This window comes from Polyangiaceae bacterium (assembly GCA_015075635.1).
GTDB lineage: Bacteria > Myxococcota_A > Polyangia > Polyangiales > Polyangiaceae > JADJKB01.
In genome coordinates, this window is the sequence record JABTUA010000002.1 from 2,003,696 (window position 1) to 2,029,594 (window position 25,899).

The 25,899-nt window shown below is 70.0% G+C and carries 20 protein-coding genes; 7 read left to right on the top strand and 13 right to left on the bottom strand.

Going from position 1 to position 25,899, the window contains the following annotated elements; translation table 11 throughout:
- Positions 1 to 23: 23 nt before the first annotated feature.
- Both HS104_25220 and HS104_25225 read right to left on the bottom strand, forming a co-directional pair.
- Positions 24 to 302, bottom strand: coding sequence for a hypothetical protein (locus tag HS104_25220; GenBank protein MBE7483263.1), 279 nt, complete (start codon positions 300 to 302; stop codon positions 24 to 26).
- Entirely contained in the window at positions 302 to 1,588 is a 1,287-nt protein-coding gene (locus HS104_25225) for a DUF362 domain-containing protein (GenBank protein MBE7483264.1), read from the bottom strand. Before HS104_25225 ends, HS104_25220 begins: the two co-directional genes overlap by 1 nt.
- 156 nt (positions 1,589 to 1,744) lie before the next feature.
- Here HS104_25225 and HS104_25230 point away from each other — a divergent pair, with 156 nt between their 5' ends.
- Complete coding sequence (locus HS104_25230) at positions 1,745 to 2,461, top strand: AgmX/PglI C-terminal domain-containing protein (protein ID MBE7483265.1); 717 nt, start codon at positions 1,745 to 1,747, stop codon at positions 2,459 to 2,461.
- Here HS104_25230 and HS104_25235 read toward each other — a convergent pair.
- Complete coding sequence (locus HS104_25235; GenBank protein MBE7483266.1) at positions 2,442 to 3,476, bottom strand: SUMF1/EgtB/PvdO family nonheme iron enzyme; 1,035 nt, start codon at positions 3,474 to 3,476, stop codon at positions 2,442 to 2,444. The genes HS104_25230 and HS104_25235 overlap by 20 nt on opposite strands.
- A gap of 65 nt (positions 3,477 to 3,541) precedes the next feature.
- Positions 3,542 to 4,933: a hypothetical protein gene (locus tag HS104_25240; GenBank protein ID MBE7483267.1), complete on the bottom strand. Its 1,392-nt coding sequence runs from the start codon at positions 4,931 to 4,933 to the stop codon at positions 3,542 to 3,544.
- Positions 4,934 to 5,117: 184 nt separating this feature from the next.
- Between HS104_25240 and HS104_25245 the strand changes: the two genes are divergently transcribed.
- Positions 5,118 to 6,965 (top strand): OPT/YSL family transporter, encoded by a 1,848-nt coding sequence (locus tag HS104_25245; protein MBE7483268.1) that lies wholly within the window; start codon positions 5,118 to 5,120, stop codon positions 6,963 to 6,965.
- On the opposite strand, the gene HS104_25250 is transcribed toward HS104_25245, so the two are convergent.
- Genes HS104_25250 through HS104_25265 form a run of 4 tightly spaced genes read right to left on the bottom strand, consistent with a single transcriptional unit; the run spans position 6,966 to position 10,482 of the window.
- Positions 6,966 to 7,517, bottom strand: a complete 552-nt coding sequence (locus HS104_25250) for an NUDIX hydrolase (protein ID MBE7483269.1) — start codon at positions 7,515 to 7,517, stop codon at positions 6,966 to 6,968.
- Entirely contained in the window at positions 7,514 to 9,097 is a 1,584-nt protein-coding gene (locus tag HS104_25255; GenBank protein ID MBE7483270.1) for an aldehyde dehydrogenase family protein, read from the bottom strand. Before HS104_25255 ends, HS104_25250 begins: the two co-directional genes overlap by 4 nt.
- Positions 9,098 to 9,118: 21 nt before the next feature.
- Complete coding sequence (locus HS104_25260) at positions 9,119 to 9,991, bottom strand: endonuclease/exonuclease/phosphatase family protein (GenBank protein ID MBE7483271.1); 873 nt, start codon at positions 9,989 to 9,991, stop codon at positions 9,119 to 9,121.
- Entirely contained in the window at positions 9,988 to 10,482 is a 495-nt protein-coding gene (locus HS104_25265) for a hypothetical protein (protein ID MBE7483272.1), read from the bottom strand. The genes HS104_25260 and HS104_25265 overlap by 4 nt, the downstream gene beginning before the upstream one ends.
- Before the next feature lie 49 nt (positions 10,483 to 10,531).
- Between HS104_25265 and HS104_25270 the strand changes: the two genes are divergently transcribed.
- From HS104_25270 to HS104_25290, 5 genes are all read left to right on the top strand, one after another.
- Positions 10,532 to 11,551 carry a hypothetical protein gene (locus HS104_25270; GenBank protein ID MBE7483273.1) on the top strand — a complete coding sequence of 340 codons (1,020 nt, stop codon included), beginning with the start codon at positions 10,532 to 10,534 and terminating at the stop codon, positions 11,549 to 11,551.
- 32 nt (positions 11,552 to 11,583) lie between these two features.
- Positions 11,584 to 13,182 (top strand): hypothetical protein, encoded by a 1,599-nt coding sequence (locus HS104_25275; GenBank protein MBE7483274.1) that lies wholly within the window; start codon positions 11,584 to 11,586, stop codon positions 13,180 to 13,182.
- Positions 13,183 to 13,905: 723 nt separating this feature from the next.
- Positions 13,906 to 16,326: an IS4 family transposase gene (locus tag HS104_25280; protein ID MBE7483275.1), complete on the top strand. Its 2,421-nt coding sequence runs from the start codon at positions 13,906 to 13,908 to the stop codon at positions 16,324 to 16,326.
- Between the two features lie 20 nt (positions 16,327 to 16,346).
- Positions 16,347 to 16,640: a hypothetical protein gene (locus tag HS104_25285; GenBank protein ID MBE7483276.1), complete on the top strand. Its 294-nt coding sequence runs from the start codon at positions 16,347 to 16,349 to the stop codon at positions 16,638 to 16,640.
- A 445-nt stretch (positions 16,641 to 17,085) separates the two neighbouring features.
- Positions 17,086 to 19,200 carry a TonB-dependent receptor gene (locus HS104_25290; GenBank protein ID MBE7483277.1) on the top strand — a complete coding sequence of 705 codons (2,115 nt, stop codon included), beginning with the start codon at positions 17,086 to 17,088 and terminating at the stop codon, positions 19,198 to 19,200.
- Position 19,201: 1 nt separating this feature from the next.
- On the opposite strand, the gene HS104_25295 is transcribed toward HS104_25290, so the two are convergent.
- The 5 genes from HS104_25295 to HS104_25315 all read right to left on the bottom strand — a co-directional run bounded on the left by HS104_25295 (position 19,202) and on the right by HS104_25315 (position 25,893).
- Positions 19,202 to 19,729: a hypothetical protein gene (locus HS104_25295; protein MBE7483278.1), complete on the bottom strand. Its 528-nt coding sequence runs from the start codon at positions 19,727 to 19,729 to the stop codon at positions 19,202 to 19,204.
- Positions 19,726 to 21,636, bottom strand: coding sequence for a hypothetical protein (locus HS104_25300; protein MBE7483279.1), 1,911 nt, complete (start codon positions 21,634 to 21,636; stop codon positions 19,726 to 19,728). The genes HS104_25295 and HS104_25300 overlap by 4 nt, the downstream gene beginning before the upstream one ends.
- 43 nt (positions 21,637 to 21,679) lie before the next feature.
- Positions 21,680 to 22,012, bottom strand: coding sequence for a Rieske 2Fe-2S domain-containing protein (locus HS104_25305; protein ID MBE7483280.1), 333 nt, complete (start codon positions 22,010 to 22,012; stop codon positions 21,680 to 21,682).
- Positions 22,009 to 24,666, bottom strand: coding sequence for an Ig-like domain-containing protein (locus HS104_25310; GenBank protein MBE7483281.1), 2,658 nt, complete (start codon positions 24,664 to 24,666; stop codon positions 22,009 to 22,011). Before HS104_25310 ends, HS104_25305 begins: the two co-directional genes overlap by 4 nt.
- A 114-nt stretch (positions 24,667 to 24,780) precedes the next feature.
- Positions 24,781 to 25,893: a DNA alkylation repair protein gene (locus HS104_25315; protein ID MBE7483282.1), complete on the bottom strand. Its 1,113-nt coding sequence runs from the start codon at positions 25,891 to 25,893 to the stop codon at positions 24,781 to 24,783.
- Between the last annotated feature and the right edge of the window lie 6 nt (positions 25,894 to 25,899).

Sequence of the window (25,899 nt, forward strand, 5' to 3'; positions counted from 1 at the left end):
CGAATACCACAGCGAAGGTCGACTTAGAGCACGTTCGCGAGCTTCATCGCGTAGAGCACGAGCAAGAGGCCGAGCGACACCACGAACAGGGCCACCGCGGCCTTGCGTTTCCGCGGGTTGAAGGTGGCGTCGCCGAAGGCGTTCTCCGGATCGTGCCGACCCAGGGCCTTCGCGGCACGGACGCGCACGTCCTGAGCCTGGACCAGTCGCTCGTCGTGGCACGCCCTGCAGATCGGGCCGTCAGCCGTCATCGCGGCCTGGTCGGCGGGCGTGTCCTTGCCGCAGTCCGCGCAGCTGGGCATCAGAGCTCAGCCTGCGCGGCGCGACGCTTGCGCGCCTGGATCTCCGGGCTCTCCGCCACGGCCATGCCGACCAGGCGGAAGCCCTCGGCGAAGTGTTTGAGCCCGGTGCGCACCAGCTCCGGGTGCTCCGCGCCGACGTCGGGGTAGCCCAGACCGGCCGCGTCCGGCTGCACCTTGCCCCAGTTGGCGAAGAGCCGGCCCCAGTCGCTGCGCAGCGTCTCTTCCACGCGCGCCTTGCCGTAGTACGGGTACCAGAACAGATCGTGGTAGGCGACGCTCGCCACGTAGGCCCAGGGCGCGAGCCAGGTCTTGAGCGACCACTCCACCGGCTTCTTCAGTGGGCCCCAGTAGATGCGGTGCTGGTTCCGGCTGGCGAAGGTCATCTGCTTGAAGGGGCCGTCGAAGTGCCAGTTCTCCTTGGCCGCGTCGGCGTCGCCGACGATCTCGATGTCCCGCGGATCACCGACGCCGAGCCCCTGCTCGTGGGCCAGGCGCACGAACTTGAGGTCCCGCATCGGGTCCATGCCCATCAGCTTGGCGGCGACTGCGTCGATGGCGACCTGGTCGCTGCTGGCGAGCAGCACGTTCTTCACGTGGGGCACCATGCAGCGCGGACCGGGGCCGTCTCCGGCGAAGGTGCCGTCCATCACCGCGAACACGCCGCGGTGGATCTTCTTCTGGATCATCAGCAGGTCGACCAAGGTCTCGTGGATGACCGGGTGCGTCCAGTGGCGGTGCTCGTTCAAGAGGCCGCCGAAGGCGTTCTTCATCGCGCCCGTGGTGGTGGTGAAGATGTGGGTCTTCACCGTGGGCAGGTGGATGATGTTCTCGCCGATGAAGCGCTTCGGGATGCTGAAGCCCTTCGGGTAGACCTCGTTCAGGCACAGGAACTTCTTGGTCAGATCGCCGACGGCGTCGCGCACGTCGATCCACTCTTCGCCCTCGTACAGGTGCACGTTGCGCAGGCCGTGGGCCTCGACCACGTCCACCTGCTTGTTCTCGCGCTCACCCAGGTGGGCGTCGATGACCACGGTGCGGTTGTGGCAGGCGTGGATCAGCTCGCTCTTGTAGCCGTCCTGCTTCATGGCGCGGATGACGCCCTCGAGCTGCCAGGGGGTGGTGGACGAGCCGGGGTAGAAGAAGTGCCAGGAGATGTTGACCTTCAGGCCGGTGTCCGCGGTCTTGTCGACCACCTCCTGGTAGCCCGCCAGGTTCATCAGGCGGTGGTAGTCCTCGAGGACGGTCTTTGGCGAAGTGCGGACGATTGCGACCTTGGAAGTAGCCATGACGCGGGGTATGTGCCGCTTTTTCGCCCGCTCGCCAAGGGCTGGATCCCGCCTGCACCAAAGCTCCAAACGCCCTGCACCTTGGGACGGCAAAAACGCCGCGATTTCCCGCTTTCGTGCAAGACCCCGGCCGGGGCGTGTCAGTGGGACGACGGCATGGGATCCGGCCTCCGCTTGGCAGCAAGTGCGCTCCTTCTGGGTGCGTGCGCGTCCGTGGAGGCGCCGCCCGCACGCGTGGCCGAGCCGGGCGCTGGGCCCGTGGTGGAAGAGGCGGTGGATCCCGGCCCGCTCTCGCTGGAGTCGGAGATCGGCGGCATGAGTCAGGAGGGGGTCGAGCGAAAGCTCGCGGAGCTGCACCCGCGCTTCGTCGCCTGCGTGGAGCGGGCCAGCGAGCGGCTCAGCGCCATCGGCGGCCGGGTCAACGTGCGCATGCGCGTCGATCGCTCGGGTCAGGTGCGCTGGGCCTACCTCACCGACACGACGCTCGGCGATCGCGAAGCGGAGAGCTGCGTGCTCGAGCTGGTCAAGAGCCGGCGCTGGCCGCGCCCGAAGAGCGGCGAAGGGCTGGCCGAGACCTCCTTCGAGGTGGAGGCTGCCGACGCGCCGCGCGAGGTGCCGGCGCCGCGTGCCTCGCTGTTCGCGCGCCAGGCGAGCTACGCCACGCGCAAGTGCCGCGAGGGGCTGCCCAAGGGCTTCGTCGCCACCGCCTACCTGAGCGCCAAAGGAGAAGTGCTGACCGCCGGGGTGGCGCCGCCGAACGAGACGGCAGAGAGCGCCTCCGACTGCATCGTGGAGGCGTTGCGCGGGCTCCGCGCCGCGGGGCTGGTCGCCGCGCGCGGCGCGCCCGCGAAGGTCAGCGTGCGGATCCCGTGACCTCCGCGCAGCAGCGGAAGCCCTGGTCGTAGCGCACGTAGAACGGACCGTGCCCGCGGGTCGCCGGGCGGCAGCGCTGCCGCGCCGGTCCCCAGTGCCCGCCCTTCATGATCATCTTGCGCCCGTATTTGCGAGAGTTGACCGTCCACTCGTCCACGTTGCCGGTCAGGTCCATCACCCCGAAGGGGCTCTTGCAGGCCGCCATCTCACCGGAGCGCTTGCCGCGCCACGAGAGATCGATGCCCTTCGCCGTGTCCTTGGTGGTGCGCGGGCTGAACATGTCCTTGGTCGGCCCCGGGCCGAGGACGCTGATGTTGCACTTCTCGGCGTCGCGCTCGAAGCCGTACGGATAGGGCAGCGCCTCCTCGCCTTCGCAGGCGAAGGTCCATTCGTTCTCGCTGCACACCCGCTTCCGCTCTTTCTTGCAGAAGGCCTCCGCCTCCGAGAACGTCACCACCACGAGCGGAAACTCGCCGTGGGCGTTCGGGTACTCGTAGCGGTCGATGCAGAAGTCCATGGGCTGCTTGGGCAGCGTCGCCACCTTCGCCCGCCACCGGTCAGCGTCGAAGCGATCGCAGAGGCCGTTCTCGCCGTGATCCGGCGTGCGCCAGAAGGTGCAGACCGCGTTCTGGTAGGCGGCGACCTGGTCGGTGTCGGCGCGTCCCTTGTCGTCCAGCACGAAGCCGCCCTTCACCCGCAGCATGCCCGCGGGGCAGGCAGCCGAGCCCGCCGCGGCCTCCGGCGGCAGCGGCGGCAGCGCGTCGGCGACTCCTTGCCAGTAGAGCTCCTGCCAGCGGCGCCACTCGAGCCGCGGCATGCGGTAGGTCTCGGTGATGGCGTAGCCGAGGGCGCTCAAGCGCGGACCCGCGGGCGGAGAGGCGTCCGCGGGCAGGACGACCGGCGGCGGCAAGGCCGGGGCCGACGAGGCGGCGGGCGCGAGCGCGGGCGCGGGCGTTTCGCGCGGGCGCTCCGCGCAACCGAGAGCCAGTGCCAACGTGAGCCAGCAGAGTCGCATGGGGTGACGCGCGGACTTTACGCCGAAGCGTGACAGGCCGTTGAGCCGCGCGGCACCGGGCCACGCTATTCGCTCCGGCTCGACGGCGGCCCGCGCTCGAGCTCGTTCGCCAGGCCGAAGAGCAGCTTCGTCCAGGTCGCGAGCAGGAGGACGGCGACGATCAGCAGCGCGGCAGCCAGGAGCAGCAGGATGGGTATCGCGTCGCGCTTCAGCGACTCCATCAGCACGCCGGTGAGAACGGCGCCGAAGCCCGCTGCGATCAGGAGACCGACCGCTCGGCCGGCGCGCTCGGCGAGCTCGTCCGAGCCGACCGCTCGGGCCGTGGCCTTGAGCGAGCTCATCAGCGCCAGGCCCGCGCCGATGCCGACCAGCACGCTCGCGCGTCCGCCCCAGGTGAGAGTCGCCTGTAGCGTCTCGATCTCCGAGAAGCTGGGCATGCTCCAGAAGGAGCTGGCGCGCTTGGCCTGACCGGCGAGCGAGAAGAGCTTGTCTGCGGCGACGCCTGCGTAGATGTCGAGCGCCACGCCCAAGAGGAGCAGGCCAACCGCCAGCACGACGGAGTCGCTGCGATGGGTCTCGGGGAAGCGCTGATACTGCACGAGAGCGGCCAATACGCCGATGCTGATCAGCACCCCGAGGCCGACGCCGAGGGTGGTGAAGATCCCGGCCGAGTCGTAGTCGCCGTTCACCATGGAGAGCGTCAGCGGGATCTGCACTGCGATGCCGGCGCCGATGCGCGCGATGAGCGCCCAGCCGAGGAGGCGGAGCGGCGTGCCGTCGATGTAGTCGGGCGCAGCGCGCGCGGGGGCCGAGTCCTCGCCGGATGCGACGCGCTTGGCCAAGGGGAACGCGATGCCTGCGAACCACACCGCGCCGACCAGGGCGATGAGGCGCTCGATCCAGGCCAGCATCGGCGGGTAGCGCTCGGCGGAGAGGCCGTACGCCGAGGCGCCCAGGTCCACCAGCACGATGACGCCGGCGCCTGCGACCCCGATGCGTCCGAGCGACCCTGGCGCAGCGCGCAGCGCCGCCACGAGCGGGAGCGCGAGCCCGACCGCGAGCGTGGCGCCATCCGCCCACCAGGTGAGCTTGTGCCAAGCGGTCAGCTCTGCCCCCGCCTCCCGGAGCCGCGACGCCACCAGCAGCGCGAAGTGTACGAACAGCGCGCCAGCGGCGCCGAAAGCCCAGGCTCGTGCCTGCTTCGCCGACACGGCGAAGAGCACGACGGCTGCGACGATGCCGGTCACGAGCGCCACGTGTCCCCAGAGCGAGATCGACGAGAGGGTCGCCAGCTTCGCGAAGACCTCTTCGCTCGCTCGCCTGCCGCTCCGGAGCTCGTCCATCGCGCTCTCGCGCAGGAAGCTGATCGCCAGCAGGCGCGCCACCGACACCAGCTCCAGGACCGCGATGACCCTGAGGGCCAAGCCGGCACGCGAGCCGGTCGTGCGCGCGCTCACCCTTCGTCCCCGTTCAGCACGAGACAGGCGAGCGCCGCCCTCGTGAAGGTCATGCGGTCAGGCTAGGCGCGTCCGGAGGCTCGAGCAACCCGGACTCGGTGTGCCCCGCATGCGCCGGCGGAGCGCCGGCGGTCCGTGGCTTCGCGCTTGGTGAACCGGAGCGCTTGGGTTATGCGGATCGACGATGAGCGAGACACCCAGCGCGACCACGCCGCCCACCGTCGAAGCAGCCGCCGAAGTCGAGTCCCCGAGCGAGTACCCGCCTCTCGACCGCGAGTCGCCCCAGCTCACGCTGCGCGCGGTGCTGACCGGTTGCTTGCTCGGTGGAGTGCTCTCCCTGAGCAACATCTACGCGGGCCTCAAGATCGGCTGGGGCTTCAACATGAGCATCACCGCGATGCTGCTGGCGTTCGCGCTGTTCAAGGTCGCGAGCCGCAGCCGCCCCTTCGGCATGTTGGAGAACAACATCAACCAGACCGCGGCCTCGGCGGCCGCGTCCATCAGCTCCGCCGGGCTGGTCGCGCCCATTCCCGCGTACACCATCCTGACCGGCGAGAAGCTCGGCTGGGCCGCGCTGGTGATCTGGACCGCCGCGGTGAGCCTGGTGGGCGTGGTGGTGGCGGTGGGTCTCCGGCGCCAGATGATCATGGTCGACAAGCTCCCCTTCCCAGGCGGCGTCGCCAGCGCCGAGACCATCAAGCAGATCTACGCCCACGGCAAGGAAGCCATGGCGCGCGTGAAGCTCCTCCTGGCGGGCGCCGCGGTGGGCGGCGGAACCAAGCTCCTCGCGCACTTCGCCAAGCTCCACGCTTGGGGCCCGCCGGCGTCCATCGCGGCGAAGGCCGGCGGTGCCAGCGGCGCGCAGAGCTACACCTTCGCGAACCTGGGGCTCGCGCTCGATCCTTCGGTGCTCATGATCGGCGTCGGCGCCATCATCGGGCTTCGCGCCGGGGTCTCGCTCCTGCTCGGCACCGTCGTGGCCTGGGGCATCTTGTCGCCCATCGCCCTGGATGCCGGCTGGGCAAGCCCCGGCAAGCTCGACGCGACCACGCCGTGGTTCGGCGCCATCAACAAGTGGCTGCTCTGGCCCGGCGTGGGCATGATGGTGGCCGCCTCCCTGACCAGCTTCGCCTTCAGCTGGCGCAGCATCGTGAGCGCGCTGCGAGGCGGCGCGGGCAACGTCGCGCCTGATCCGGAGGACGTGCCGCGCAAGGTCTTCATCACCGGCATCGTGGTGGTGCTGGTGCTCGCGACGGTTCCGCAGGTGGCGTTCTTCGGTGTGCCGCTCTGGCTGGCGGCGGGCGCCGTGGTGTTCACCTTCCTCTTGGCCGTGGTCGCCGGTCGTGTCTCGGGCGAGACGGGCATCACGCCGGTCGGCCCCATGGGCAAGGTCACGCAGCTCCTCTTCGGCGTGCTCTCGCCGGGCGACGTGGCGGGCAACCTGATGGCCGCCAACGTGACCGGCGGGGCGGCGAGCCAGGTTGGTGATCTGCTGCACGATCTCAAGACCGGCGCGCTCATCGGCGCGTCTCCCCGGCAGCAGGCCATCGGGCAGACCTGCGGCGTGCTCATGGGCGCGGTCGTCGGCTCCGCCGGATACCTGGTGCTGGTGCCGGATCCCAAGAAGATGCTGCTCACGCCGGAGTGGCCGGCGCCGGCAGTGGCGGCGTGGAAGGCCGTCGCCGAGCTGTTCAAGGTGGGCTTCTCCGCCATGCCCCCCAAGGCGCTGGAGGCCATGGCCATCGCGGTCGCGCTCGGCGTCGTGCTGGCAGCCCTCGAGAAGCTCGCGCCGGAGAAGATCCGCAGCTACGTGCCGAGCGCCAACAGCCTGGGCCTGGCCGCCGTCGTACCGGCCTACAACTCCATATCCATGTTCGTGGGCGCGGTGCTCGCCGCCGTCGTCACCAAACTCCAGCCCGGCTGGTCGAAGCGCTTCATGATCGTGCTCGCCGCGGGGCTCATCGCCGGCGAGTCGCTGGTGGGCGTGGGGCTGGCGCTGTGGCAGACGGTGACGGGGCTCGCCGGGAAGTAGTCAACGGAGCGAGATCAGTCCGCGGTGCCCAGCCAGCAGAATGGCCGCGACGTGGACCCCGTGGAAGATCTCGCCCTGCTCGATCTTCGGCACGAGCTGGCTGACCGGCACCAGCTCCACGCGGATGTGCTCGCTCGCGTCGAGCTTCTGCTCGGCGACTCGCCGGGCGCTCTTCGCGAAGAAAAAGTGCGCGCGGTTGGTGTGGCGGCTGGGCTCGGTGTTCACCGTGAGCAGCGGCTCCCAGTCTTCGGCTTCGTAGCCCGTCTCCTCGCGCAGCTCCCGCACCGCCGCGTCGAGCACCGACTCGTTCCCGTCCACGACGCCGGCGGGGAGCTCCCGGCTCACCCGCCCCGCGCCGTGGCGGTATTGCTCGACCATCACCACGTGGCGCTGGTCGTCGGTGAGCGCGAGGATGCCGGTCCAGTCCGGGGCTTCGATCAGGTGGAATTCGTCGATTTCGCCGCCGTGGGGCAGCTCGATGCGCTGCTGGCGCACGGTGAGCCAGCGCCGCTCGAGCACCACCGCGCTGTCGACGATGCGCCAGGGCTTCATTCGGCGGCGTCGTCCTTGGCTGCGGGCAGTGCCTTCGGCGCCGGTGCGTTCACCGCGGCCTGAATGGCCTTGACGCGTTTGCCCACCAGGCCGCCCAGGCGGAGCAGCACGCCGAGGCCGCCGTGGAGCTGGCGTTCGATCAGCGCCTCGCCCAGCGCGCGCAGGTTGTCGTCCGCGGGCATCCACCACGGATCGGGCTTGCTCGACTTGTCCACGAAGACGGTGCGCGGGCGGGTGAAGGTCAGGTACGCGTGCCGGCTCGACGCGACGCCGGGACCGGTGTCCTTCACGCCCGTCCAGGGGGTCTCCGGCAAGATGCCGGTGATGGCGTGGTTGTTGACCAGCGCGACGCCCACTGCCATCCGCCGCGCGAGCTCCTCCCCGCGCTGGACGTCCCGCGTCCAGACCGAGCCGTTGAGCCCGTAGGCGGAGTCGTTGGCGAGCCGGAGCGCCTCCTCAGCGTCCTTGACGCGAACCACCCCGAGCACCGGGCCGAAGGTCTCCTCGCGCATCACCGCCATTTCGTTCGTGCAGCGATCGAGCACCGTGGGCGCGAATCCGTAGCCCTTGCCGGTGGGCTCGCCGCCGCAGACGACCTTCGCGCCGCGCTCCTTGGCGTCGTTCACGTGCCGCTCGACGATGCGGAGCTGCGGCTCGTTCTGAAGCGGGCCGAGATCGCTCGCGCCCTTCTGCGGGGCGACGCGCAGCGAGGCCACGAAGCGGCCGAGCTTCTCGACGAACTGATCGGCGATGGCCGCTTCGACGTACACGCGCTCCACGCCCGCGCAGTTCTGCCCACAATTGTGCATCCCCCACTGGGCGATGCCGGCCACGGTGCGATCGAGGTCGCAGTCCGCGAGCACGATGGCGGCGTCCTTGCCGCCGAGCTCGACGGAGTACGGGATGAGCTTCTCCGCCGCCCGCACCGCGACGCGCTTGCCGGTCTTGACCGAGCCGGTGAACACGACGGCGTCGATGGGCGCGTCGAGCAGCGCCTCGCCCACCTCGCCGGCGCCCTGCACCAGCCCCACCAGGTTCTTCGGCAACACCTCGCCGGCGACCTTGGCCAGCCACGCTCCGGTGCGAGGCGTCTGCTCGCTGGGCTTGAGCACCACGGCATTGCCGGAGAGCAGCGCAGGCACCAGCGACTTCATGAAATTCCCGAGCGGGTAGTTCCAGGGCGCGATGATGCCGATGACGCCCCGGGGCACGAGCTCGACCACCGCCTTCTTCCCGGGGTAGTCGAGACCCGACAGCTTGATCTTCTCGGGCGCGAGCGCCTTCTTGCCGGCGCGGATCGCCTGCTTGAAGAACTCGAGCGCGCTGGCGATCTCGCTCATCAGGCACTCGGTCTCGCTGCGACCGGTCTCGTCGGCCAAGATCGGCAGGCCCTCCGCCCGCTGCTCCATCAGGCGCCGCGCCAGCGCGAGCAGGGCTTCGGCTCGGGCGTCCACGGAGCGGGCGGCCCAGTCCGGCTGCGCCTTCCGGGCGGCCTCGACGATCCGGTGAACCTCGTCCTTGCCGGTGGCAAGGACCTTGGAGAGCGGGGACAGATCCGCAGGGTTCTTCTCGGAGAACATGCGCGCGTTATCGCGCGTGGCTCACTGCCTGTCCAGCGTGGTCACGATGGCGAAGTGATCCGACGGGTAGCGCTTCTGCGAGCCGTATACGTAGAGATCCGCCAACCAGCTCGACGCGCTCCAGGTCACCCCGGCGCCCGCCACGAACACGTGATCGATGCGGCTCGCAGGGTCGTAGACCGGGTCCGGATCCTGGTTTTCGGCGACGCCAGGGCTCGGCGCCAGATCGTAGGCGTTCTGGAACGCGCTCTCGAGCGTCGCGTAGGCCGGATCGCTCGGCTGGGAGTTGAAGTCACCGACGAACACCACCGGCATCGCCGCGGCGAAGGGCGCCGTGCGCTCCAGCACCAGCGGGGCGCTCTTCTCCTGGCTCGGCGAGTTGTTGTCGAAGTGGGTGCTGGCGAAGAACATCTCCCGGTTCCCTGCCTTGTCCAGCAGGCGAGCCCAGACCACCAGCCGCGCCAGCTGCGGATCGGCAAACCCCGTCGAGCGCGGCACGTCCGGCGTCGGGCTCAGCCAATACGTGCCCTGCTCGAGCACGCTGAAGCGGGACTTCCGATAGAAGATCGCGGCGTCCGGGTAGGGCAGCCAGCCCTCTTGCTCGAAGAAGAGCGCCCCGCGCCCCGGCGCCGCCTCGAGCAGCGCGTCGACCTCACCCGCCAGCGGCGTGAGCTCTTGCAGCCCGATCAGATCGGGATCGTGCCGCGCGAAGATGTCGGCGAAATATCCGAGGCGCTCTTCCCAAGGATCGTACTCTTTGCCGCCGCACAGCGAGCAGAGCACGTTGAAGGTCATCACGCTGAGCGGCCTCGGCGGGAGCGTCTCGGTCTCCTCGGGATCCTCGCCGCAGCCCATGCAGAGGAGCGCCGCGGTGAGCAGGAGTCGCGTCTTCATTTTGCCTCCACGAAGCCGATGTACGAGAGCCGTGGCTCCCCCGCCTCGCGGGCCGCCACGCACACGCGGCGCACGTACAGCGCGTGCTTCTCGATGCCGTTGGGCCAGTCCGAGAAGCAGCAGTCGCCGATGCAGCGGGCGAGCTCCCCGGTCTTGAGCCCGCCGGGCCAGGCGCAGCCTTCGCCCGAGCAGGTCCACTTCGGGCGGGTCTTGGCGAGCCAGCTTTCGACGTCCGCGGGTGAGCGCAGCGTGTCCGCGGTGCGCTCGTCCGTCTCGACCAGGGACTGGCGGATCTCCACGCGCACCTCGGCGCCGGTCTTGGGCAGTAGCGCCGCGATGGGCGCGGCGTCGCCGGCGGCCATCGCCGCCACCACCCGCTGTCCGAGCTGACGCACGCTCGGTTTCGAGGACGCGCTCGGCGCCGGAGCGCTCTGGGACTCGCACGCCGCGAGGGCAACGAGCGCGACGATCAGGGCCGGCGTACGCGACACGGCGGCACTATAGCTCGCGGCCGGCGATCGCGGGTAGAACCGGGACCGGATGCACGGCCTCCCGTTGCTCGTGTTCTTGCCCTTCGCGCTCTTCGCCTGTGGCTCGCGCTCCGGCCTCCCCGAGCCGCCCGTCGTGCTCGACGTGGAGGCGGGTGTGCCCGAGGAGTGCGGCGTTCCGCCGGGCCAGGCGGAGGTTCTGGCCAAGCTCGACTTTCAGCCCGCGTCCATCGCGGTATCGGGCGCGTGGGTGTTCGCCGCGGCTTGGTCCTTCGAGGGCAAGGTGGTGCGCGTCCCAACTGGCGGCGGAGCAGCGGTGGTGATCGCCAGCGGGCAGCCGGCCGTGAACCAGCTGGCGTCAGAAGGCGCCGCCGCCTTCTGGGTCACGCAAGGACTGGGCGGAACCGACGGCGCCGTCATCCGTTCGACTGCGCTCGGCACCGAGACCTTCGCGGGTGGGTTGACCCGGCCGCAAGGCGTCGCCCTGTACGGCAGCCAAGTCTACTTCACGGACGGCGTGGGTCCGCCCGGCAACGGCCGCGTCATGCGCAAGCCAAAGAGCGGGGGCGCAGTCGAGACGCTCGGCTCCGCGCTCGGCGAGCCCTGGGACGTCGCGGTGAACGCCGGCGGCGTGTACTTCAGCAACGTCGCCGGCGACGGCACCATCCAGCGTGTGCCGCACACTGGCGGAAAATCCACGGTCCTCGCCAGCGGCTACTGGCTGCCACGCAACGTCGCCCTCGACGGCACTTTCGTCCATTGGTCCGCGATGGAGCCGGATCAGCTCTCGAGCGTGTACCGCTGCCCCGAGAGCGGCGGCGCCACGGAGCTCCTGCACGCGGCCCTCGGCTCCGTCGAGGGCATCGCCGCCGACGCTCAAGGCGCGTACTGGGGCGTGCGCCAGTCCCCGGCAAACCCGACCTACGGCGCGGTCTTCACCAGCGGCCCGAAGGCGCTGCTCGAGTCCGGCGACTTCTCGGTCATGGGCGTGGCGATCGACCAGAACGCGGTCTACTTCACGACCATCGACGCCGACGGCGCCGGCAGCGTGCGGAAGACGTGTCGGCGCTAGCGTCCGCCGCCGAGCCGCTCTAGACGGGACGCATGCGCCGTTCGCTCTCGATCCTCGTCTCGCTCGCTGCTCTCACCACCGGTTGCGCCGGTGCGCCGCCGCCCGCCGCCACGCCGCCCAGCACGCCGCCCCCTGCCGCGGCTCCCACCGCTCAGACCGAGGAGCCCGGGATGCAGCTCCCGGGTGACGCGGACAAGGTCCCGCCGCCGCCCGCGGAGTGCAGAGCCTTCGCCGAGCGGAGCGCCCCCGCCGCGAGCTGCGACGACAGGAACACGCACGGGCTCCTGGCCGACGCGCTCGGCAAGAGCGACGCGGCGGAGCGGGACGGCGCGCTCGCCGCGCTCGAAGGCTGCGGGAAGCTGCCGGTGGGCCTCGGGCGCGCGCTCCGCGCCGAGCTCGCCCCGGTGGCCTGCGGCGACGTCCTCGTCGAGCCGTACCTGGCCAAACCGCCCGCGGGCCTCGAACCGGAGCTGCGCGACACGCTGATGGGGCTCGGCTTCGCCGCACGGGCGGCGCGGCTGGTGCGGGAGGCGCCCAAGCTTGCGGCACCCTACAGCAAGGCTCGGGTGAACCAGTTCGTGTCGGGTCCGCTCAAGCACTGGATCGAGGGGCAGGCCAAGGCCATCTACTCCGTGTCGCTCCACGGCTCGAACCTGGAGGGCTACGGCAAGGCCGTGGTGGCGGTGGAGGCGGGCCTGGCCGATTTGCGCTTCGTCGAAGTGGCCCGCTCGGCGCCGGTGCCGGACGAGATGGCGAAGGATCCCGAGCTGAAGGAGGCCTACTTCGGCGCGCTGGAGCAGGCGCTCGAGCCCCGCAAGAACCGCGGTCGCGACGCGGCGCTGGTGGGCCTGAAGAAGCTCGCCGAGGCCGGCGTGGTCCACGACGCGCGGGTCGAGCGCGCGCGCAAGCTCCTGTCCGAGGTGTACGCGGGCCGGCGCATCGACGCGCTGGACTCGCTGCTGCTGCCGGAGCTGCCGGCGGCGGCGCCGAAGACCGACGCCGAACGCTTGGCCACGCTCCTGCCCACGCCTTATGCCGAGCGCGTGTTCGCGTCCGCGAAACCGAGCGACGCGGCGCTCCTGCGCGCCCTCGTCGAGCGTGGGTTGCCGAAGACGACACGCGCCAAGCTCGAGGCGGACAAGAACCTGGCCGCGGAGACGCGGCGTCTGCTCGGCCGCGCCCTGTTCGCGCTGGGCCAGCGTTACTGGCGCGCGGCGGACTTCAGCGCCGCGGCGAGCGCGCTAGCCGGTGGCAAGCTCGGGGGCGCGCTGAAGGACGAAGCAGAGCTCGTCGCCGCGTTGTCGGCGGCGCTCCAGAGCGGCCCGAAGGACGCCGCCGAGATGATGCTCCGGGGACCGCACCTGCCCAAAGGGGTGGGCGACGTGGCGAAGCTCGACGAGCTCGCCAAGGGCAAAGGCAATCGCGCGGGCCTGGCCGCGTTCGACGCGGCACGCTTGCTGGAGATCGCGCGCCCCGCCGGCGCTGACGCCGCCTACTTCAAGGCCGTCGCCGATCGCTACGGGAAGGCCGCGGCGGAGCTCGCCGACGCCGCCAAGAAACGCGACGCGAAAGATCGCCAGAAGGCCGCCGAGGACACCGCGAAGGCGGTGGCGCCCAGTTCCGCTCGGTAGTCGGGCCGGACAGAGGTTGAGAAGCGACGCGTTCTTGAAGAGTTGAGGACGGTCACGGGTACGGCGCGCGAGCAGGCGCAAATTCGCACTCGAGGTCAGGACGGGCCGGAACTGGAGGTCGGGGCGTGGCTCTCGGGTGGCGCCGGGCGTTGGTGAAGCGCTGGCGGCGTCGGCGCAGTGGTCGAGCGCACGACGCAGAGCTCGATGACCGCGAGTGCGGCACTGCGTGCAGCTGCCTGGCTGGAGCGCCATCGGACTCGAGCTCGACGCGCAGCTTCCGGACCCACGGCGCTGCCGCTGACAAAGACCACCGAGGGCATCCCGTGCACGCCCCAGTCGCTGGGGGGCGTGCCAGCACCATTTCAGCGTACGGTGACCTGAGAGAAAGAGCATCGATTCGTCGACTTCTCTTGACGCAATTTCGAGCGACTCGCGCTCGCGTTCGACGACCACGCGGGTGATGGCCTCTCGCTCGCGCGTCGTCGCCTGCTCGCGCGCGTTCGCGTGCGCGACGACGCGCGACGCGTTCTGGTGCTCGAAACGCGCTCAGCATGTCAGCAGCGAGCTCGAAAACTCGCGTGATAGACCAGAAAGCATGAACGCTCTCTCTTCGGTCTCCGACCACGAGCTCCGCGAGCGGCTCTCGGCCGCCGTGAGCTCGGAGCGGTCGGCGTGCGCCAACGTCATCTTCCACCTGGCAGAGCTCGACCGCCGCAGGCTGTGTTGTTCCCGTTCCACGCCACACCACCGACAGCGATTCCGCGACTGCGGCAGACCGGAAGCGAGTTCCTCCGGCTCGGCCGGACTGTCTATTTCGATGCGTGTTCCTCCCTCTTCGCCTACTGCACCGAGCGCCTCGGCTATTCCGAGGACAGCGCGACCAAGCGTGTGCGTGTGGCCCGCCTGGCCCAGCAGTTCCCCCAGGTGCTCGATGACCTCGCCAGCGGCGAGCTCCACCTGACGGGGCTGTTCCTGCTCTCCGGCCACCTGACGGACGACAACGCCGAGCAGCTCCTCGCCGAGGCGCGAGGGAAGTCCAAGCGACAGCTCGAGGAGCTGCTCGCCCGCTGGTTCCCGCGGCCGGCCGTGCCGCCGACCATCACCCCGGTCACGCCCGAGCCGGTACAAGGGCAGTTGTCCACATGGTCCGGGGCAGGTACCCCGGCCCCGCCGGCCCAGGCGCCTCGCCCTCGCGTCGAGCCGCTCTCGCCGGAGAGCGTTCGCGTGGAATTCAGCGCCCACGCTGCGTTCCGCGACAAGCTCGAGCAGGCCCGGGCGCTGCTCAGCCACACGGTGCCCAGCGGCGACCTCGCGACGATCCTCGAGCGCGCGCTGGACCTGCTCATCGAGCGGGAGACGAAGCGCCGCGCCGGCGCGGGCAAGCCCCGCAAGCGCCGCGAGACGAAGCCGGGCTCGCGGCACGTTCCGGTGGAAGTCCAGCGAGCGGTCAGGGAGCGGGACGGCGACCAGTGCACCTTCACCGACGCCGAAGGGCGGCGGTGTTCGGCAAATAGACAGTCCGGCCGGGCCGGAGGAGCGCCGTCTCCTGATGCGAACGGACGCGAGGCGCTGACTCGAGGCAAGACGCTGAACGCGACTGAGTTCCTCACCATCGAGCACATCGACCCGTTCGCGAAGGGCGGGCCCACGACGGTGGACAACTGCTGCTTGCATGGGTGTTCGGGTAAGCGGAATCCTGGATCATTCCGATCGCTTGCGCGCGTGATCCACCGTTCGCGCGGTGCGCGGAGTTGTGGAAACGGGGCAAGCGTGCGACCTCGCGGTTGCGACACAGCTCGGAGGACGCATGCCCCGCTCGCCATCGGTACCGATTCACCGCACGCTCCGCAAGTTCCTTCCGCCGTCGCTCGTCGAAGCGAGCGCTCGGGCGACGGGCGCGTTCCAGCGCGTCCGGAAGGTCGACGCCTACGCCCTGGTCTGGAGCCTTATCCTCGGCTTTTCCGCCGGGAAAGTCCGGACCATCGCGGGCCTGCGTCGCGTCTACGAGAGGGTCTCGCGGACCACGCTGGAGGAGAGCAGCTTCTGCCGCCGGTTCACGCCGGCGCTGGTGAGGCTGCTCCGGCAGCTGCTCGACGGCGTGCTCCAGCAGTCCTGGGGCTGAGCCGGCCCGCATCTGGGCGGCTCAATCAGTTCCGCGACATCCTGATCGCGGACTCGACGGTCATCCGCCTGCACGAGCTGCTGGCCAAGACGTTTCCGGCCTGCCGCACCAACCACACCCGGGCTGCCGCGAAGGTGCATGTGGTGATGTGCGTGGCGGGGGCTGGCAAGCAGACCGTCAAGGTGACCGCCGAGCGCCGCCATGATCGCCGTGCCCTCGTCCTCGGCCCGTGGGCTCGCGGCAAGTTGTTGCTCTTCGACCTCGGCTACTTCGACTTCCGCCTCTTCCGCCGCCTCGACGAGATCCGTGGCTACTTCGTGTCCCGGCTCAAGCGCAGCTCCAACCCGGTCATCGTTGCTCAGAATCGACGCTGGCGCGGCCGGTCGGTCGCCGTCGTCGGGCAGTGCATCTGGGATGTCGTCGACCGCCTGCAGCGCGAGGAACTCGACGTCACCGTACAGGTTCGCTCCCGCCATCGCGTCTACGCCGGGCGCTGCTCCAGCGAGGTCCGCACCTTCCGTGTCGTCGGCGTGCGGGACGAAGCCTCCGGCGAGTACCACCTGTACATCACCAACATCGGCGTCGAGGCGCTCCAGCCGGCCGATATCGCCCGCGTGTACGCCGTCCGCTGGGAAGTCGAGTTGCTCTTCAAGGAGCTGAAGTCGCACTACCGGCTCGACCAGATCCCGAGCCGAAAGCGCGCCGTCGTAGAGGCCATGCTCTACGCCGCTCTTCTCTCGCTGGCCGCGAGCCGAGCGCTCCTTCACGCCTTGCGCAGCGCGGTCCGCCCGGGATTCCTTCTCCCGGCACGACGCTGGAGCGTGCTCATGAGCCAGCACGCAACCGACCTGCTCGCCGTCGTCATCGAAGGCCGCGACGACCCAGTCTTGCTCGACCTGCTGCTCCACGAGGCCCCAGACCCGAACCGTCGTCGCCTTCACCTGCTTCAGTCCGTCGAGCGCCGTGCACATGCCTATCGAGCCCCCGGAAACTCAGCGAGTTCACGTCGTGCAGCGGCCTAAGCGATCACCGATGCTGCTGCTTGCTTTGCAGACCTCACAACGCCCACCGAGCGCGCCAGGTCTTCGGTGAGGACCACATCCAGAACGAGATCTCGGAGGCGCGAGCGAGGCGAAGACAGAGCACGCCACCGGCGCCACCAGCGCCGACGCCCGCGCCCGAGGGCGGCGTGTCCGAAAAGGTGCTCGGAGCGCTGGTTCGGATGGGGTTCAAGCGAGCGGACGCGCGGCGAGCCGTCGAGCAAGCGCGCCTCTGCGAGGTGGAGCCGCTGCTCGAGCCGATGCTTCGCGCGACGCTCGCCATTCTCACACCGTGAGACGGTTCGGGCACACCCCACGTCGAATGGGGTGTGCACGGATTGCCCTTGGTGGTCATTGTCAGCGGCAGCGCCGTGGGCACGCATGCGGACGAAGGAAAGGAGCTCATCTGTGCCTCGAACAGGTCGCACTCAACGCAGAGTCATCGGCATGCTCGTCAAACGCTTCGGCGACGCGCGCCTCGACGAGGTCCGCGACCCGCGCAACCCGTACATTTCGTGTTCGGCGCCTCGCGCCAGGTGGCGCTGTCGCGACAAACGCCTCGCTGGGAGCGAAGTCCTCCGGCTCGGCCGGACTCTCTATTTTGGCCGCGCTGCTCGGGATGGTGGCCGGAAGCAGGAGCCTGCGCGAGGTCGAGCAGCTGACTGATGAGCTCACGCCGCCAATCCGGGCGAAGCTCGGCATCAGTAGCACGTTTTTAAATTTTCGTGCTACTCCTGGCGCGTGGCTCGCCGCGCGGCACTTTCGGTGTGTTGCACCGTTGCCTGGCTGACCAGCGCGCCGGCCGCGGCCCACGACGATGCGCCGCGGCCGGATCACGAGGAGCACGACGCGCTGGAGGTCGAGGTCCGCGAGGACCCCAGGGCGTCGGAGGCGGCATCGCGGCTGCTCGTCGGGCGCCGCGAGCTCGAGCTCAGGCCGCGCCGGCGACCGGCCGACCTCGTGGAGGCAGTTCCGGGCGCGTTCGCGGTGCAACACGCCGGGGGTGGCAAGGCCGCGCAGTACTTCCTGCGCGGCTTCGACGCGGACCACGGCACCGACGTCGCCTTCTTCGTGGACGGCGTGCCGGTAAATCTGCCGAGCCACGGGCACGGGCAGGGTTACACCGATCTCGGCTTCCTGATCCCGGAGCTGGTCGTCAACGTGGATGCGTACAAGGGCCCGAACTGGGCGCGGTTCGGCGACTTCGCCACGGCGGGTGCGATCGACTTTCAGCTGGCGGAGGTCGTTCCCGAATCCTACGCGAGCGCGCAGGTGGGGCAGTACGGTGTCGCTCGCGGGCTGGTGGTCGCCTCGCCCGCGCTGGCCGACGACTGGCGCGCCGTCGTCGCCGCCGACGCGAGCGTCCAGGAAGGGCCGTTCGTGCACTCCGAGAAGCTCGGCCGGAGCAGCCTGTTCGCTCGTACTTCGCACGACCTCGGACCGCGACAGAAGCTCTCGCTCACGCTGTCCTCGTACGCCGCGCGCTGGTACGGCTCGGGCCAGATCCCCGCGCGGGCGGTGTGCGGAGAGGGCGAGCCCGGCGCCGCGCCTCCATCCGCGTACGGCGAGCCCTGCCTCGAGCCCTTCGACTCCGTGGATGCGAGCGAGGGCGGCTCGCAGGCGCGGCACTCGGCTGCACTGGCGTATGCGCTCGTCGCGCACAGCGCCGAGCTACACGCGCTCAGCTACGTCACGCTCTCGCGCTGGAACCTCTACTCGAACTTCACCTTCTTCGCGCGCGACCCGCAGAACGGCGACGGCATCGAGCAGGTGGACGACCGCACCACCCTGGGCGGCCACGCCCGGGTGCTCCGCCACTTCCACCACGGGCGGACGCGCTTCGCCGCCGCTTTCGGCGCGGAGCTCAGAGCCGACTCGATCGACAACGCGCTCTGGGGTCAGCGCCAGCGCGAACGGCTCGCGCAGCGGGTCGGCGCCAACGTGAGCGAGACGCAGTCGGCGCTGTACGTAGAGGGCGACCTCCGGCTGGCGCCGGCGCTGCGCTTCCTCTCGGGCCTGCGCGTGCAACGCGTGGACGTACGCGTCGAGGACCGCCTCGAAGATCTGTCGGTGCTCGGAGACCGCTCGAGCGGCTCGGACGGCGCCTCGCTCCTGCTGCCGAAGCTCGGCGTGGTCGTCACGCCGGTGTCGGGCTGGGACGTGTCGGCGCATTACGGACGCGGTTTTCACTCCAACGACGCGCGCGGCGCCGTGCGCGCCACGGGCACGGTGGACCTCCTGACGCCGGCGCTCGGCTACGAGGTCGGCACTCGCGTCGAGCCCTGGCGCGGCGTGAGCGCGTACGCCAGCGCTTTCTGGCTCGACCTTGGCTCGGAGCAGGTCTGGGTCGGCGACGAGGGGACGACCGAGGCGTCCGGCGCCACGCGGCGCCTGGGGCTGGAGCTCGGCGCGCGGGCGAAGCTCGGGGGCTGGCTCTACGCCGACGCCGACCTCACGCTGACGCGGGCGGAGTACCGCGACGGCCCGGAGTCAGGGAGCCCTGTCCCGCTCGCGCCCACGCGCACCTTCACCGCCGGCATCGGCGCGCGGCACGAGCTCGGCGCGTACACACCTTTCGGAGCTCTGCGCCTGCGGGCGCTCGCGGATCGCGCGGCCAGCGAGGACGGCGCGCTCGTCGCCGAGGGTCACACGCTGCTCGACGCCTCCGCCGGGCTGCGCTGGAAGCGGATCGAGGCCGGGGTGGACGTGCAGAACGTCACGGATGCGCGCTGGCGTGAGGTCAGCTTCGCGACGGAGAGCCGACTCTCCTACGAGCCGGCTCCGGTGACGGGCGTACACTACACGCCGGGCTGGCCGCGTACCGTGCTGGGGCGAGTCACGCTGTACATGCCCTGACTCACTTCTGCACCAGCGCTCCCCCTGCCCAGCCCACGCCGCTCACGCGCTTGCCGCTCGTCGCGACGAGGGCGCTTCGGTCCGCCACGAAGTCGATGGGCCCGGGCTTCGCTCGGGTGAGCGCGAAGGTCAGCGTGCCGATCACGACCTCGCCGCCGGACAGACCGGCCGCCTTGCCCTTCTCGGTCACTGTGCCGACGAGCAGGCCCGGCGTCTTCGCCGAACCGAGCGCGATGGGCGGCGAGCCGGGCCAGGCCGGCGACGCCTCGAGCTTCTCGAAGGCGAGCGTGGCCGGGTCGTAGCTCAGGCGGAACGCCACGCCGTAGAGATCGGCGAGCGAGTGCCCGACGAGCTCGAGCACGAGGCGATCCTTGCCGAGCTCCTTCTGGCGCAGCGTCACCGCCGTGCCGGCGGGCTTCGACGCGGGCTCGAACACGAAGCTGCCCTTGGGTTTGGACCCGCCGCTGCCGCCGCTGTCCGAGCCACAGGCCGCGAGAACGAAGGCGAAGAGCAGGATGAAGCGCTTCACGCGCCACCTCCCTTCAGCGCGCCGAAGGCGTTCACGACGGCGCCGAGATCCGAGTCGCCGATGCTGGCGTTGCCGTCGGCGTCGCAGCGCGGGTCGAAGTCCAGATCGCTGGACCAGATCCCTTCGCCGCCGGGCTGGCTCGGATCGGCGACTTTGCCGAGGCGCCAGGCGCAGTGGATCACGTCGAGCCCATCGACCTCGCCGTCGAAGTCGAGATCGCCAGCCACCGCCGACCGGCTCCAGATCAGGCCGTCCTGGCGCGGGCTCGGGCGCACGCTGCGCACCGCGGCGGATTCGCTGATCTGCACCGGTTTCGAGCCCTCGAAGCGCACGCGCTGCTTCTTCACGCTGCCGTCGGCGAGCGTGATCAGGAGCTCGAGCGGGATCACCAGGTCGTCCACGTCCGAGGCGGTGACGCTGAGCTCGCCGGCGGTCTGGCTCCAGCCGATGCGCGGCTCCGCCCCCGTGCCCGAGTAGACCCACTGCGCGAACACCGGGTCGAAGTCCTCGCCGCTCTTCTCTTCGAGCAGATCGAGGAAGTCGCCGGTGTCGCAGAGCTTCTGCCCGCAGTCCTTGGCCCAGCTCTGGAGGAGCGTCGCGAAGGTGGCGTCGCCGACCACGACGCGCAGGTACTCCACGAAGGCGGACGAGCGGATGTACGCCCAGAGCGTGTTCTGGATGCCGTCGTTCGGGATCTCGGACGAGCTGCCGGCCACCAGGGGCAGGGTCGCGTCGCCCATGTACCTGACCAGCATCCAGTGCTCGCGGTAGCGGCGCGCCAGGTACTCGTCCCGGGGCACGTCCGCGTGCTGGTACTGGGCCGCGTAGTCGATCTGGCTGAACGTCGCGAGGCCCTCCACCAACCAGCGCGTGGTGATGATGTCCGTCGGCGAGACCAGCACGCCCCACCACTGGTGCGCGTTCTCGTGGGCCAGGGTCTCCTCGAAGTAGTCTGCGCTGCCGCTCGCGTAGTCCTCACTCAAGAGCGTGAGCCCGTGCCCCGCCGTGCCCCGGAAGATGTTCAGCCACCCGAGCGGGAGCTTGAACACCTTGAGCTCCGAGTAGGGCAGCTTCTGGCCCGCCTGCGCGTCGATGAAGGGCAGAATGTTCTGCATCCAGCTCGCGAATTCGGGCCCGTAGCTCGGCGCGACGCTGGTGGTGAACACGCTGGTCGGAAGGCTCACGCCGCTGACCGGCTTGGACGCCAGCTCCCCCATCATCACGATGTTGCCGCCGTAGCTGTGGTAGCCCGGGATCTTCCACTTGCTGGTGGTCTTGCCGCCCCCGCTCGACTCCGAGACCTTGTCGCCGCTCGCCACCACGTTCACGCCGGCCGGCACCGTGAGCTCGAGGGAGCGGCTGGCTCCCCAGGCGTTGTAGCCGCCGACGTTGTCCTGGTCGTAGACGCCGGCGATGGCGCCGTTCTCCGACAGGAACGCCAGCGGCTTGCCCGAGTAGCAGCCCTCGTTCTTGCACTCGAGCGTGCCGGCGTAGTCCACGGCCAAGCTGATCGACTCGCCGCTCGCGAGGGGCGGGCTCACGTCGAGCGTCACCATCGTGTAGCCCTGATAGGACTGGTTGGACATGCCCACGGTCTTGCCCGCCGCGGTCGCGGTCGCGGCGCTCAGCCCGCTGTCCAAGAGGAGCGACACGGCGCCCACGGCGGAGTGCGCCGAGAGCTTCAGCGTAAGGTGCCCGACGAGTGCGCCGGTCTCCGGCACCACGTCGAGCACGGTGTCGATGGCGAGCACCTGCGTGCTCACGAAGAGCGGGGACGACAGCGGCTTGGGCAGCACGCTCGGCTTGGGCCGACCGAGGAGCTCGGAGTAGCTCGGGATGGGGGTCGCGTGAGCCAGGCCCGAGGCGGCGAGGAGCCCGAGGCTCGCCAAGAGAGGACGGGGTCTCATCGACGACAAGCCTGTCGGCGCCCGCGACCGGGCGCAAGCTCGGTCAGCGCACCTCGAGCTCGAAGTCGTCCTCGACCACGACCTCGTCGCCCTCGACCCGGGCCAAGAAGCGCCGCTGGTCACCGCACAGGCCAGCGGGGGCGACGAGGGCGCCGGTGCGGAGCGAGAAGACGTAGCCGTGCATCGGGCAGCTGACGGTCTCTCCGTCCTGCGTCCCCTCCGACAGGCTCGCGCCGGCATGGTTGCAGCCGTCCTCGATGGCGCAGGGCACGCCGTCCACCAGCGCGACGCACACGTCGAAGGGAGGGAAGTGCAGGCGCACCAGCCCCTCGCGTTGCAGACGGGCGAGGGGCAGGCGGCCGACCGGCTTCGTCACTGAATGACGACCAGCTCGTAGGTCGAGTCGTCCCAGGCGTAGAGCTTGTTGGCGGCGGCATCGAGCCCGAGCCCGTAGCTGCCGTAGCCCGTGCCGTAGCTGGCCAAGACGTCGCTGTAGGGCGTGGCCCCGCCGGGGTTGCAGGTGAAGTAGACGATGTCGTCCCCAGCCTTGAAGTAGAGGAAGTCGGCCGTGCCGTCGCCCGTCGTGTCCTTCGCGTGCAGGTAGTTCTGCGTGGTCGAGAGATCGAGCGAGTTGGTGAGCAGCGTGACCGCGGAGGTGGTGCGGTCCACGCGGACCAGCCGGTCGTCGTCGCCGCAGGTCAGGTAGAAGAACTTGTCGTCCACGGCGATGCCGTAGCACGAGCCCTCGCTCGGGACGCTGGCCTCGAGCTTGGCCGTGGTCGGCGGGCTCGCGGCCAGGGCGTCCACCGACCAGATCTGCACCGAGTCGGTGGTGACCATGTAGATGCGCCCCTTATACAGGTTCGCCGAGTCCATGGTGTCGGCCGGAGCCGCCGGGAACGTGGCGAAGTCGGTGAGCCCAAAGCTCGCGCCGGCGTCCTTGGAAATGCGCCAGACGAAGCCGGTCGTGCCGGACGACTTCGACTCGATGGTGAAGAGGTCGTTGCCGCTCACGACCATGTCGTAACCCAGGTGCGAGGAGCCGAGGCCCGCCGCGGTGGTGACCTCCACGCCCGTGCCGCCGGACTTGGGCACGCGCCAGAGCTCCGTCGAGCCGCCGAAGTAGACGTTGCCCGTCGGGGCCTGATCGGGCACCACGTAGTAGACCGACGGGTAGCTCGACGCGGTGCCCGTCGGCAGCTTGGTCACGGTCTTGCCGATCATGCCCCCGGTGCCCGGGGCGCAAGGCGGCGTGATCACCGTGAAGTTCCAGGCTGCGGCCTTCAGCGGCTTCGAGCACTTGGCGTCGTTCAGGCCGGTCCAGCTCACGGTCACGACCTCGCCGGCCGGGAACGGGTTGACCGGCTCGATGTACATCGTCTTGTCGTCGGTCGAGAAGCTGATCTCGCTGGCCGTCGCGACGTTGTAGCTCAGGTTCGTCCCCTTGTTGCCGGTCACCGTGACGGTGCCGGTCGTGGTGGTGACGGCGGTCTCGAAGGTCACCGAGAGCTTCGGCTTGAGCGAGCTGGTGGTGGCGCCGTTCGCCGGGCTCGTGCTCACGGTGCCCGCGCTGAAGCTGCTGCAATCGATCTCGGTGATCTGGAGCTTGAGCGGCTTGCTGAGGGGCAACGAGCCGCTGGTGGTGTCGGCGACGTACATGAAGTACGTCGTCCCGGCGGTGACCGAGAAGCTGTCGCCCATCGAGACGTCGCTGTACTCCGAGACGCAAGAGAGCTGACTCGACAGGTTGCCGCAGACGCCGCTGCCGACCACCGCCACCCAGCGGGTGTCCACCGGCTTCTCGAAGGTGTAGTCCACCGTGCCGGTGAAGGTCGGCTGGTAGACCAACACGACGTCGGGGCCGTCCACGTCGGCCCAGGAGCAAGAAGGCGCGGTCGTCAGGTAGTCGTTCTTGCTGGCCGTCCAGTTGATCGTGTTGAGGCCCTTCTGCACCACGATGACATGGCCGCAGTCCTCGCCGGTGGGCGTCGCGGCCTTGCAGCTGAAGGTGCCGCCGGTCGAGTCGCAGGCCTGACCCAGCGGACAGGTCGTGGTGATCTTCCACTCCTGGCAGCCGCCGGTGGTGGCCTGGCACTCCTCGACCACGTTCGCGTTGCACTGCTTGGCGTTCAGGGTCGGGCAAGGGCTGTTGCAGACGCCCTCGCACTTCGCAGTGCCGCCGGCCCCGAGCTTGCAGAGCAGGCTCCCGCAGTCCTGGGTCTTGACCAGGTCCAGGCACCCGTTCGTGCCCTTCGTGCAGGTCTGGATGGCGTTGTTGGAACAGATCTGAAGACCTTCCTTGGCGCACTTGGCGGGACAGCTCGAATCGCAGGCGGCCGTGCCGCTCGCCGCGGAGCACACGCCCCCGGACGCGGCGCAGTCCGTCTTGGTGACCCAGCCCAGGCAGCCGCCGCTCTGCTTGGCGCACTCGCGAAGCACGTTCCCGCTGCACTGGAGCTCGCCGGCCTTGCAGGCGTCCACGCAACTGCCGGAGCACTGGGCGGCTCCGCTCGAGTCGTCGCAGCTCTGACCCTGGTCGGCGCAATCGCTGGACTTCGTCCAGGCCTTGCAGCCGTCGGGGCCGGTGGCACACGACTCGATGGCAGTGCCGTTGCACTGGGTCGCGCTGACGGTGGTGCAGGCATCCTGGCAGCTCGAGCTCTTGCACACGGCGCCCCCGCCGGTCGCCGAACAGGTCTTGCCCGTCGCCGCGCAGTCGTCGTCCTTGATCCATGTGCGGCACCCGCTCGCCAGCTCGGCGCACTTCATCACCACGTTGCCCTCGCAGGTGGTGTCGCCGACGTTCACGCAGACGTTGTTGCAGCAACCGCTGGTGTCCAGGCCGCAGGCCGCGGAGCACTTCAGCTGGCCCGCGGCGAACCCCTCGGTGACGCAGCTGTTGCCGCCCAGATCGGTGCCCTCGCAGATCTCGGTGGCGGCGCGCTTGCCGTCGCCGCAGCTGCCGGTGCCGGTGCTGCTGGACTCGCTCTCGGCGCAAGAGAAGGCCAGACCGGCAGAGAAAATCAGCAAGCAAAAAGCGGAGGCTCTGTTCACGACTGGTGCTCCCGAACGCGCCCGCCCCGGGCGCGAAGTCGGCGCCCCTGTACCACCCGGCCTTTTGCCGAGCAACTGAGCGCATATGCTTCAGCGCAATAGCTGGAACTTCCCGGCCGGGTAGCGCTTGCCGTTGATCAGGAGCGTCACCCGATGCTCCCCCGGGTGGTGCACGCGGGTGGTGTGCTGTTTCAGGGAGATGCTCTTCCCGAGGCTCACCCGCTCCGCCGGCGCGAGCTCGAGCGCCCGCAGCTTGAACACCTTGTCGCTCGTCTGGCCGCGTTGCTTCACGAAGCCCACCGCCAGATCGACGACGGCGCGGGCCGGCCCCTTTCCGGCGTTCGCGAGCACCAGCTCGACGCGCACACTCTGCCCAATGCGGACCCGCGCGGGCTGCACTTGCGCCGAGACCAGCTCGATGCGCGTCGGCGCGCCGAAACCCAGCACCTCCAGCGCGCCCGGGTGGCCCTGCTTCACCAGCGAGCGCAGCGCGCGCTCGACGACCCAGCGTCGCTCCGCGGACGCGCCGCGCATCCAGCGCCGGCACACCTCCACCAGGAGCTCCGGGTGGTCCTTGCCGATGTCGTTCAGGTTGTTGGCGACCGAGCGCCGGACGTAGAGCGAGGCGTCGTCCTTGAGCAGCTCGAGCAGCGCGAGCACGGGGCTCGGATCGCGCTGGTAGGCCCGCAAGCGGGGCGCCCAGGGCAAGCGCGGACGCGTGCCCTCGGACACCAGGCGCCGGACGTGGGGGTCCTGATCGCGGGCCCAGCGCCGGAGCTGGGTCAGCGTGCGCTCGGGGTGCCGCTCGATGAATGCGCGGATGCTGAACTCGGCGGTGAAGCGCCGGGTCAGCTCGCGCTGGGCGAGCATGCTGGTCTCGAAGCAGTCCAGCCCGTGCTCGGCGACGAACACGGTGTGGGGCAGATAGCGAAATGGCGACATGCCCGGCGACCCGTCCGCGGGGATGTCGGGGCCCAGGGAGCGAGTCAGGATCCGAATCGCGTGCTCGGGATCCTCGGGCAGGTGCGCGCGCAGCGCCTCCGCGATGTGGCGCCCGCGGTCCATCAGCTCCAGCCGGCCGAGACCGGCGAGGGCCTGCCGCTCGAAGGCGGCGCCGGGAAACGCGGGGTGCGCCGCGCGGATCTCCTTCGCGATCGCGCTCACCACCGTGCGGTCGAAGAAGCGTTTTAGGCTCGCGGCCATGGCCCC

Coding starts and splice junctions, on each gene's coding strand:
- HS104_25315 (MBE7483282.1), bottom strand. CDS start 25,893: ATGGCCGCGAGCCTAAAACGCTTCTTCGACCGCACGGTGGTGAGCGCG.
- HS104_25260 (MBE7483271.1), bottom strand. CDS start 9,991: ATGAAGACGCGACTCCTGCTCACCGCGGCGCTCCTCTGCATGGGCTGC.
- HS104_25230 (MBE7483265.1), top strand. CDS start 1,745: ATGGGATCCGGCCTCCGCTTGGCAGCAAGTGCGCTCCTTCTGGGTGCG.
- HS104_25220 (MBE7483263.1), bottom strand. CDS start 302: ATGCCCAGCTGCGCGGACTGCGGCAAGGACACGCCCGCCGACCAGGCC.
- HS104_25245 (MBE7483268.1), top strand. CDS start 5,118: ATGAGCGAGACACCCAGCGCGACCACGCCGCCCACCGTCGAAGCAGCC.
- HS104_25250 (MBE7483269.1), bottom strand. CDS start 7,517: ATGAAGCCCTGGCGCATCGTCGACAGCGCGGTGGTGCTCGAGCGGCGC.
- HS104_25275 (MBE7483274.1), top strand. CDS start 11,584: ATGCGCCGTTCGCTCTCGATCCTCGTCTCGCTCGCTGCTCTCACCACC.
- HS104_25255 (MBE7483270.1), bottom strand. CDS start 9,097: ATGTTCTCCGAGAAGAACCCTGCGGATCTGTCCCCGCTCTCCAAGGTC.
- HS104_25225 (MBE7483264.1), bottom strand. CDS start 1,588: ATGGCTACTTCCAAGGTCGCAATCGTCCGCACTTCGCCAAAGACCGTC.
- HS104_25235 (MBE7483266.1), bottom strand. CDS start 3,476: ATGCGACTCTGCTGGCTCACGTTGGCACTGGCTCTCGGTTGCGCGGAG.
- HS104_25270 (MBE7483273.1), top strand. CDS start 10,532: ATGCACGGCCTCCCGTTGCTCGTGTTCTTGCCCTTCGCGCTCTTCGCC.
- HS104_25300 (MBE7483279.1), bottom strand. CDS start 21,636: ATGAGACCCCGTCCTCTCTTGGCGAGCCTCGGGCTCCTCGCCGCCTCG.